Raw genomic sequence first — 9,660 nt, forward strand, 5'->3', positions numbered from 1 at the left:
GGCCGGGGAGCGTTCCGTGGAGAGCGCCCACCGCCCGGCCGACGGCTCCGAGCAGCTCGTCGTTCTCTCGGCGCGAACCACCGGGCAGCTCCGGGCGTCCGCCGACCGGCTGGCCGGATACCTGGACCGCCACCCGGACGCCGACCTCGCCGACCTGGCCTTCACACTCCAGGCAGAACGGGAGGCGATGGCCGCGCGGTACGCCGTGGTGGTGTCGTCCGTCGCGGAGCTGAGGACCCGGCTGCGGGCCGGCCCCGGGCACCTGGATCCGGCCCTGGCCCCCGGGGGGCCGCTGGCGGAGATCGCCGGCGAAGGGGACCTGAAGGACGAGCTGGTACGCCGATGGAGCGCCGCGGGCAAGCTGTCCCGGCTCGCGGCGCTGTGGGAGTCCGGCGCCGACGTGCACTGGGAGCACCTGCACCGGGGGGCGCGGCGCCGGGTGGTGCCGCTGCCGGTCTACCCCCTCGCGGAGGACGGGAGGGAGCGGTGCGACGGCCCGCCCCGGCGGTGGAACCTCTCGCGCGGTCAGCTCGCCATGTACCGCGACGAGCGGCGCTGGTCGGAGTCCGGGGCGTACAACCTGCCGCTCCTCTTCGAGATCCATGGTGATCTGGACGAGGCGGCCCTGGAGCGGGCGGTCCGCGCGCAGACGGAGATCCATCCGTTGCTGAGCGCGGCCGTTCGCGAGCGGGACGCCGTGCCGTACCTGGACCTCGACCCGGCCAGAGTGCCGTCGTTCGACCGGGTAGCCGTCCCGGCCGCCTCGCGCGGGGAACTGCTGACCGCGCTGCGGGACCTGGTCGACGTCCCGTTCGACCTGGCGCAGGGCCCGCTCGTCCGGACGCACCTGGTCCTCTCCGGAGGACGGCGTCTGCTGCTGATCACCGCGCACCACATCCTGCTCGACGGCACGTCGACCGCGGTCCTGGTCCGTACGCTGAAGGAGGCGTACCGAGGGGAAGGAGGAGGTGAACGAGCCGCCTCCTACGGTGACTTCGTGGCCTGGGAGGAAGCGCTCCTGGTCGGCCCGAGGGCGCTGCGGCACCGGGACCACTGGGTCCGGGAGCTGGCCGGATCGCGCCCGGCGCTCGCGCTGCCCTTCGACCGGCCGCCCGACCCGGGGCGGATGCCCCGCGTCGAGGTGGTCACGCTGACGGTGCCACCGGAGCGGGCCGCCGCACTGGCCGGCACCGCGCGGGCGCACCGGGTCAGTGCCGCCACCGTGCTGTTCGCGACGTACGTGCTGCTCCTGCACCGGCTGACCGGCCAGGACGACCTGACCCTGGGCATGACCGCCGCCGCCCGCTACGAGCAGCGGTTCCACGATGTCGTCGGCCAGTTCGCGAACTGCCTGCCGCTCCGCTGCAGGGTCACCGGCGACCTCACCGAACTGCTCGGATCGCTGCGGCGCGGGATGGTTACCGGAATCGAGCACGGTGCGCTTCCCCTGCCGGAGATCGCCCGAGCGCTCGGATCGGAGGAAGCGCCACTTGTCATGACGAACTTCCTCTTCCAGAACTTCGAAGGCGCGGAAATTCTCACCCAGGAAACCCGGGCCGATCGGGATGCCTGGGAGCTGCGGCCATTCGATGACCTGCCGTATGCCGGTGAATTCACCCTCTCCGGGGAGATCTACCGGGCGGGCGAGGGGTACAAGGTATTTCTCAAGTACGACACGAACGTATTCGACCGGGCCACCGCACGAGGCATGGCGGACATCTGGGACGCGGTCATCCGGAACGTGGCCCGGGGAGACGAGGAGGTTCGGGCGCGGTAGCGGCGCCCGCCCTTCCCCCCCCGGTGCCCCGGGCCCGGTGGCGCACCTCTCCACCGGTACCTTCGGCTCCGCCGTCCCTCAGACCAGGGTCCGAAGGACGGACGGGTCATAGGGGACGGCCCGGTCCAGCTCACCTCGGAGCGCCAGCGCCGCCCAGTCCGGGTTGGCCAGCAACGACCGGCCCACGGCGACCAGGTCGAACTCGTCGCGTTCCAGGCGGGCCACCAGCTCGTCGATACCGGTCGCGCCGGACGGTCCGGTGAAGCCCTGGGTGAAGTCGCCCTCGCCGTACTGCCGGTCCATCCCGACCGAGCCGACCGTCACGGTGGGCCGGTCGGTGAGCTTGCGTATCCAGCCGGCCAGATTGAGAGTGCTGTCGCTGTCCTCGAACTCCGGCAGCCAGTAGCGCCGGGTCGAGGCGTGGAACACGTCGACACCGGCCGAGGCCAGGGGCTCCAGCAGCAGGCGCAGTTCGTCCGGGCTCGCCGCGGTGCGGGCCCCGTACTCGCCGAGCTTCCACTGGGAGAAGCGGAAGAAGACGGGGAACCCCGGACCGACGGCTGCGCGGACCGCCCGCACGACCTCTGCGCCGAACCGGGCCCGGGAGGTCGGGTCGCCGCCGTAGCGGTCGGTGCGCCGGTTGGTCCCGGTCCACAGGAAGTCGTCGATCAGATAGCCGTGCGCGCCGTGCAGTTCGACCCCGTCGAACCCCAGCCGGGCGGCGTGCGCGGCGGCCTCCGCGAACGCCTCGACCGCGGCGTCGATGTCCTTCCGCGTCATGGCCCGTCCCGCCGGGGCGCCGTCCAGCCCGATTCCGGACGGGCCCTCGGCGGGGGGATCGGTCGCGGTGCGCGCCGCCCCCGTGTGCCACAGCTGCGGAATGATCCGGCCGCCCTCCTCGTGCACCCGGCGCAGCACATGGGCCCAGCCGGCGAGGGCCTGTTCGCCGTGGAACTCGGGCACGCCGTCGTACGCGGGGGCGGCGGGGTGGCCGATATAGGTGCCCTCGGTGATGATCAGCCCGACGCCGTGGGCCGCCCGGCGCGCGTAGTACTCCGCCACGTCCGGACCGGGCACGCCGCCGGGGGACGCCGTCCTCGTCATCGGGGCCATCACGATCCGGTTGGGGATCGTGAGGCCGCCCACGGTGAATGGTTCATCCAGACTGGCCATGATGTCCTCCCGATTCGCGGGAGCCGTCGAAACGGCTTCCCGCATGTTTATTGATTGTCTTTTCGGCGGGAAACTCTCAAGCGATACGGGGAATGGTCCGGCTCTCGTCGATTGTGCACGAACATCGGCGTCGTTGACCACAGTGCCGCTGTATTGCTGAATGCGATCCATTGCATCGGCACAATGAATTTGACCGTGTCGACCGGACCATGGATATTTGGGCCGGCGGAACAGCGTCACCCGGGCAGCGAAGCGCAACGCCCGTCCATTTCGGCCGTATGACGGCCCGTAAGGGAAAGAGGTGGAGCCCCATGACGAGGGAGAGCGGCCGCGTCCCCGGAACGTCCCCCGAGTTGGCGGGCCGACGGGCTGTGGTCACCGGCGGCAGCCGCGGGATCGGCGCCGCCGTCGCGCGCAATCTGCTCGACGCCGGCGCGACCGTCGTCACCTCGGCCCGCAGCGAGACCCCGCACACACCGCCCGGCGCCGCGTTCGTCGCGGCCGACCTCAGCAGCCCCGAAGGCGTGCGGGAGTTCGCCGACACCGCGCTGGAGCTGCTGGGCGGCGTGGACATCATCGTCAACAACGCCGGGGGATGCCGCTCGTTCCAGAGCGTGCTGGAGCTGGAGAACGACTGGCAGTACACGATGGACATCAACTTCCTCGCAGCCGTCCGGCTCAACGCGGCCCTCGTGCCCGCCATGCGCGAGAACGGCGGCGCCATCGTCCACGTGTCGTCGATCGCGACCGTCGCGGCCTACCCGAACCTCCTGCACTACGCCGCCGCCAAGTCCGCGCTGGAGACGTACAGCAAGGGCCTTTCCGCCGAGCTGGCACCGGACGGTATCCGGGTGGTATCCGTCTGCCTGGGCAACGTGGAGACACCGGCGTCGGAGATCGCCCGTACCCGGATCGTCGAACAGCACGGCGGAGACCTCGACGACCTCACCGGACAATGGGCCGCCGAGATCCCGCTCGGGCGGCTCGGTGAGCCCCAGGACATCGCCGACGCCGTGAGCTTCCTGGTCTCTCCCCGCGCGTCCTGGATCACCGGGAGCAACGTCGTCATCGACGGAGGGAAGACCGCGAGCCTGTGCTGAGCCCCGGCCCCGGCGCCTCGAGGCCCCCGGCACCCAAGAGCACACCACCGAACACCCGCGGCCGACCGCTCGGCAGCCCGGAAAGGACGGACACGATGACCGCCGCAGGACACGAGATACGGGCCTACCCGTTCGGTCCGGTGGACCGGCTCGACCTGGACCCCACGCTGTTCGAGGTCTGCGGCGAACACCCCGTGCTCCGGGTGCGCCTGCCCTTCGGGGGCGACGGCTGGCTCGTCACCCGGTACGCCGACGTCAGGACCGTCCTGTCGGACCCCCGCTTCAGCCGCGCCGCCGCCGCGGGCGACCATGTGCCCCGCACCGTCGCCGTAGCCCCGCCGCCGACCTCCATCATGGGCATGGACCCGCCGGACCACAGCCGGCTGCGACGCCGGGTGATGCGGGCGTTCACCGTACGCAGCATCGACGCGCTCCGCCCGCGCATCGAGGAGATCGTGAACGCTCTGGTCGACACCATGACGGAACGGGGCGGCCCCGCCGACCTGGCGGCGGTCCTCACGTGGCCGCTGCCGATCACGGTGATCTGCGAGATGCTCGGCGTGCCGCCCGCCGACCAGGACCGGTTCACCGAGTGGGTGGACGGCCTGCTGATCCTCGACGACCCCGAGCAGTCCGCGCATGCCCGCCGGCAGCTCGGCGACTACCTCGCGGAGCTGATCGAGCAGCGCCGCGCCGAGCCCACCGACGACCTGCTGGGCGAGCTGGCCGCCGACCGCGGGAAGGATCCGCTCAGCGAGGAGGAGCTGGTCAGCCTGGGCGTCAGCCTGCTCTCCGCCGGCCAGGAGGCCACCGCCAACCAGATCGGCAACTTCGTCTACACCCTGCTGACCCGGCCCGCCCTCTGGCGGCAACTCGTCGCCGATCCCTCACTCATCCCCCGAGCGGTCGAGGAACTCTCCCGGTTCATCCCGATCAGCGCCACCGCCGGCTTCACCCGCGTCGCCACCGAGGACCTCGAACTGGGCGGGCAGCTCATCCGCGCCGGGGACGCGGTGGTGGCCGAACTCGGGATGGCCAACCGCGACTCCGAGGTGTTCGACCGGCCCGGGGAGATCGACTTCCACCGCGAGCAGATCCCGCACGTCACCTTCGGGTACGGCATCCACCACTGCCTGGGCGCGCAACTGGCCAGGGTCGAACTGCGCGTCGTCCTCGAGACTCTCGTCACCCGCCTGCCAGGTCTGCGACTCGCCGTCCCCGCCGACCAGCTTGCCTGGCGGACCGAACGCCTCATCCGCGGCGTGGCCGCGCTGCCGGTCCGCTGGTGACGTCCGTACCACCCCAGGGCTGACCGCCGGGCCGCCGCCACCCCCGCACCGCCCCGCTCACCCCGCCCCGCTCACCCCGCCCCGCTCACCTCGCCCCGTCACGGAACCGCCACCGGAGGATCCACCATGGCCGAACCGCTGGACGCCACCACCGCGTCGGCGCACGATCCGGGCCAGGGGCTTGCCGAGGCCCTGGCCTCCGTCGACCCGGGCCGGGCGCTCGCCGAGGTCATGGCGTCCGTCCTGGAGAGCCACGGGGACCGGCCCGCCCTCGGCGAACGCGCCCGGGACCCGGACACCGGGCGTCTCCTCCCGCGCTTCGACACCATCAGCTACCGCGAGCTGTGGTCCCGTGTCCGCGCACTGGCCGGCCGGTGGCATCACGACCCGGAGTATCCGCTGGGCCCCGGCGACCGGATCTGCACCCTCGGCTTCACCAGCACCGACTACGCGACGCTCGACCTGGCGTGCATCCACCTGGGGGCCGTGCCCGTGCCCCTGCAGTCCAACGCCCCGCTCTCACAACTGGCGCCGATCGTCGCGGAGTCCGAGCCGACCGTGCTGGCCGCGAGCGTCGACCGGCTGGACACCGCCGTCGACGTGGTCATCGCGTCGAGCACGATCCGGCGCCTCGTCGTCTTCGACCACGGCCCGGGGACCACCGGCCCGCACGAGGCCCTGGCGGCGGCCCGGGAGCGCCTGGCCGGGGCCGGCAGCCCGGTCGCCGTCGACACACTGGCCGAGCTGATCGACCGGGGCAGCACCCTGCCACCCCCGCCCCTGTACACGGCGGCCCCGGGTGAGGACCCGCTCGCCCTGCTCATCTACACCTCCGGCAGCACCGGCGCGCCCAAGGGCGCCATGTACACCCAAAGCCTCCTGGGCACCGCGTGGTACGGGTTCAGCTACGGGGCGGCCGACACCCCCGCGATCAGCGTCCTCTACCTGCCGCAGAGCCACCTCGCGGGCCGCTACGCGGTGATGGGCTCGCTCGTGAAGGGGGGCACCGGCTACTTCACGGCCGCCGGTGACCTGTCCACCCTGTTCGAGGACATCGCCCTGGTCCGCCCCACGGAGCTGACCATGGTCCCGCGCCTGTGCGACATGCTCCTCCAGCACTACCGGAGCGAACTGGACCGCCGGGCCGGCGAGCCGGACGACATCGGGCCAGTGCTCAGGAAGGAGCTGCGGGAGGATTTCCTGGGCGGGCGGGTCGCCAAGGCGTTCGTCGGTACCGCCCCGCTCTCCGCCGAACTCGCGGCGTTCGTCGAGTCCGTCCTCGGCTTCCACCTCTACACCGGATACGGCTCCACCGAAGCGGGCGGAGTGCTGCTGGACACGGTGGTCCAGCGCCCTCCGGTCACCGACTACAAGCTGGTGGACGTCCCCGAACTGGGCTACTACGCGACCGACCTGCCGTATCCGCGTGGCGAACTGCTGCTGAAGTCGCACACGCTCATCCCCGGCTACTTCCGGCGCCCCGACCTCACCGCCACGATCTTCGACGCGGACGGCTACTACCGCACCGGTGACGTCTTCGCCGAGACCGGTCCCGACCGGCTGGTCTACGTCGACCGCACGAAGGACACCCTGAAGCTGTCCCAGGGCGAGTTCGTGGCCGTGTCCCGCCTGGAGACCGTTCTCCTCGGCAGCCCCCTCGTCCAGCACCTCTACCTGTACGGCAACAGTGAGCGCGCCTATCTGCTCGCGGTGGTGGTGCCCACCCCGGCCGCGCTGGCCAGGTGTGGCGGGGACACCGAAGTGCTCAGGCCGCGGCTCATGGAGTCGCTCCGGAGCATTGCCAAGGAGGCGGGACTCAACCCGTACGAGATTCCCCGCGACATCCTTGTCGAGACCGAGCCCTTCAGCCCCGAGAACGGCCTCTTCACCGAGAGCCACAAACTGCTGCGTCCCCGCCTCAAGGAGCGCTACGGGCCCGTCCTGGAGGAGCTGTACGACCAACTCGCCGACGGCCAGGACCGCCGGCTGCGCGAATTGCGGCGCACCGGGGCGGACGGGGCGGTGGAGGAGACGGTCACCCGGGCCGCCCAGGCCCTGCTGGGAAGCCGGAGCGTCGATCTCCGCCCCGGGGCGCACTTCACCGACCTCGGCGGGGACTCCCTCTCCGCGCTGTCGTTCTCCGAGCTGATGAAGGAGGTCTTCCACGTCGACGTCCCGGTCGGCGTGATCATCAGCCCGGCCAACGATCTGGCCGAGGTGGCGCGGTACATCGGGGCGGCACGCCGGCCGACCGGGACGCGGCGGCCCACGTTCGCCTCCGTGCACGGGGAACACCGCGCCGAAGTCCGCGCCGAAGACCTCACGCTGGAGAAGTTCCTCGACGCGCCCACGCTCGCCGCCGCTCCGCCGCGGCCCCGCCCCGACGGCGACGTACGGACGGTCCTGCTGACCGGGGCCACCGGCTACCTCGGCCGGTTCCTCTGCCTGGAGTGGCTGGAGCGGCTGGCACCCTCGGGCGGACGGCTGGTCTGTCTCGTCCGCGGCAGCGACGCGACCGTCGCGGCGAGGCGGCTGGAGAGAGCCTTCGACAGCGGCGACGCCGCCCTGCTCCGGCGCTACCGGAAGGCGGCCGGGAAGAGCCTGGAAGTGCTCGCGGGGGACATCGGCGAACCGCGGCTGGGCCTGGCGGAAGACACCTGGCGGAAACTGGCCGACACCGTGGACCTGATCGTCCACCCGGCCGCGCTGGTCAACCACCTGCTGCCGTACAGCGAACTGTTCGGCCCCAACGTCGTCGGCACCGCCGAAGTGATCCGGCTGGCGCTCACCGCGCGGCTGAAGCCCGTCAACCACGTCTCGACCATCGCCGTCTGCCTCGGAACCCCCGCCGAGACCGCGGACGAGGACGCCGACATCCGCGCCACCGGCCCGGTGCGGACCATCGGCCAGGGGTACGCCGCCGGGTACGCGACCAGCAAGTGGGCCGCGGAGGTCCTGCTCCGGGAGGCGCACGAGCGGTACGGTCTGCCGGTCGCCGTCTTCCGGTCCGACATGGTCCTGGCGCACAGCACGTACTCCGGGCAGGTCAACGTGCCCGACGTCCTCACCCGTCTCCTGCTCAGCCTGGTCGCCACCGGCATCGCGCCCGGCTCGTTCTACCGGGCGGGGGCCCGTGCGCACTACGACGGGCTGCCGGTCGACTTCACCGCGGACGCCGTCGTCGCCCTCGGCGCACGGATCACCGAGGGCCACCGGACCTTCAACGTGCTGAACCCGCACGACGACGGCGTCTCCCTGGACACCTTCGTCGACTGGCTCATCGAGGCCGGCCACCCGATCCGGCGGATCGACGACCACGGTGCCTGGCTCACCCGTTTCACCGCGGCGCTCCGGGCCCTGCCGGAGAGGCAACGGCAGCACTCGCTGCTCCCGCTGCTCGGCGCCTACGCGGAACCCGGCGAAGGCGCCCCGGGTCCGCTGCTCCCCGCCGGGCGCTTCCACGCCGCCGTGCGGGCGGCGAGGGTCGGCCCTGAGCAGGACATTCCCCGGGTGTCGCCGGCTCTCATCCGCAAGTACGTCACCGACCTGCGCGCACTGGGCCTCCTTAGCCCCTGACCGGTTCGCGACCGGCTGCCGGCAGCGTCACACGTCACCCCATCAGGAAGGGAAACCGCCATGGCGCACGACATCGACGACCGGGTGAGTCTGTTTCTGCGGAGTCTGGAGGCGTTCGACTTCACCACCGCCCGGACGATGTGCACCGAGGCCGCCACAGTGCGGCAGAACGACGGCCAGGGCGAACTGCCGATCGAGGAGAGCCTGGACCGGCTGAGGTCCTTCACCGCGGACGTCGACTCACTGAGATACGACGTGATCCGCCGGTTCCGCAACCCCGACGAGGTACTCCAGCAGCACGTACTGCACCTGGTCGGGATCGACGGGTCCCGCAGCGACGTCCACGCCGCGGTCTACTTCCGGTTCCATGACGGTCTCATCGACCGGATCGAAGAGTACGTCTACGCCGAGCCCGCCCTGACGGGGGCCCGGCCACGAGACCCGGCGTAGTCGTCCGCGGCATCACGTCAGGCGGCCGGTGACCAGGAGGTCCTGCGGGAGCGCGGCCTCGACTCCCAGCACCGCCGCCTCACCTGCCCGGGCCGAAGAGGACCGGCGGCCCCGTTCCGGCGGCGGCGCCGCCGAGTACGTGCTCGCCCCGGCCGGGTCTCCGGCCCCGGCGCCCCTGACGACCGAGCCGGTCGACGCCGCGGACCTGGCCACCGGCCCCCTCGGCGCGGGCGGCAGGGCGCTGTGGAGGGGATCCGAACCCATTGTCACTGGGGCCCTTTAGAGTCTCTCCCAC

The 9,660-nt window shown here is 71.9% G+C and carries 7 protein-coding genes; 5 read left to right on the top strand and 2 right to left on the bottom strand.

Going from position 1 to position 9,660, the window contains the following annotated elements:
* The first annotated feature begins 16 nt into the window (after positions 1-16).
* Positions 17-1,777 carry a condensation domain-containing protein gene (locus ACZ60Q_RS10740; protein WP_469631455.1) on the top strand — a complete coding sequence of 587 codons (1,761 nt, stop codon included), beginning with the start codon at positions 17-19 and terminating at the stop codon, positions 1,775-1,777.
* 78 nt (positions 1,778-1,855) lie between these two features.
* On the opposite strand, the gene ACZ60Q_RS10745 is transcribed toward ACZ60Q_RS10740, so the two are convergent.
* Positions 1,856-2,950: an NADH:flavin oxidoreductase gene (locus ACZ60Q_RS10745; protein ID WP_469631456.1), complete on the bottom strand. Its 1,095-nt coding sequence runs from the start codon at positions 2,948-2,950 to the stop codon at positions 1,856-1,858.
* Positions 2,951-3,261: 311 nt separating this feature from the next.
* On the opposite strand from ACZ60Q_RS10745, the gene ACZ60Q_RS10750 reads away from it, so the two are divergent.
* The 4 genes from ACZ60Q_RS10750 to ACZ60Q_RS10765 all read left to right on the top strand — a co-directional run bounded on the left by ACZ60Q_RS10750 (position 3,262) and on the right by ACZ60Q_RS10765 (position 9,365).
* Positions 3,262-4,050, top strand: a complete 789-nt coding sequence (locus ACZ60Q_RS10750; RefSeq protein WP_469631459.1) for an SDR family oxidoreductase — start codon at positions 3,262-3,264, stop codon at positions 4,048-4,050.
* A gap of 95 nt (positions 4,051-4,145) precedes the next feature.
* The gene (locus ACZ60Q_RS10755; RefSeq protein ID WP_469631461.1) at positions 4,146-5,339 is read left to right on the top strand and encodes a cytochrome P450; all 1,194 of its coding nucleotides are present in this window, start codon (positions 4,146-4,148) and stop codon (positions 5,337-5,339) included.
* A 126-nt stretch (positions 5,340-5,465) separates the two neighbouring features.
* Positions 5,466-8,915 (top strand): carboxylic acid reductase, encoded by a 3,450-nt coding sequence (gene car, locus ACZ60Q_RS10760; RefSeq protein WP_469631463.1) that lies wholly within the window; start codon positions 5,466-5,468, stop codon positions 8,913-8,915.
* Between the two features lie 60 nt (positions 8,916-8,975).
* On the top strand, positions 8,976-9,365 hold the full coding sequence (locus ACZ60Q_RS10765; RefSeq protein ID WP_469631465.1) for a nuclear transport factor 2-like protein: 390 nt from the start codon (positions 8,976-8,978) through the stop codon (positions 9,363-9,365).
* A 12-nt stretch (positions 9,366-9,377) separates the two neighbouring features.
* On the opposite strand, the gene ACZ60Q_RS10770 is transcribed toward ACZ60Q_RS10765, so the two are convergent.
* Positions 9,378-9,629, bottom strand: coding sequence for a hypothetical protein (locus ACZ60Q_RS10770; RefSeq protein ID WP_469631468.1), 252 nt, complete (start codon positions 9,627-9,629; stop codon positions 9,378-9,380).
* Positions 9,630-9,660 lie beyond the last annotated feature (31 nt).

This window comes from Streptomyces sp. NPDC104313 (genome assembly GCF_055583985.1).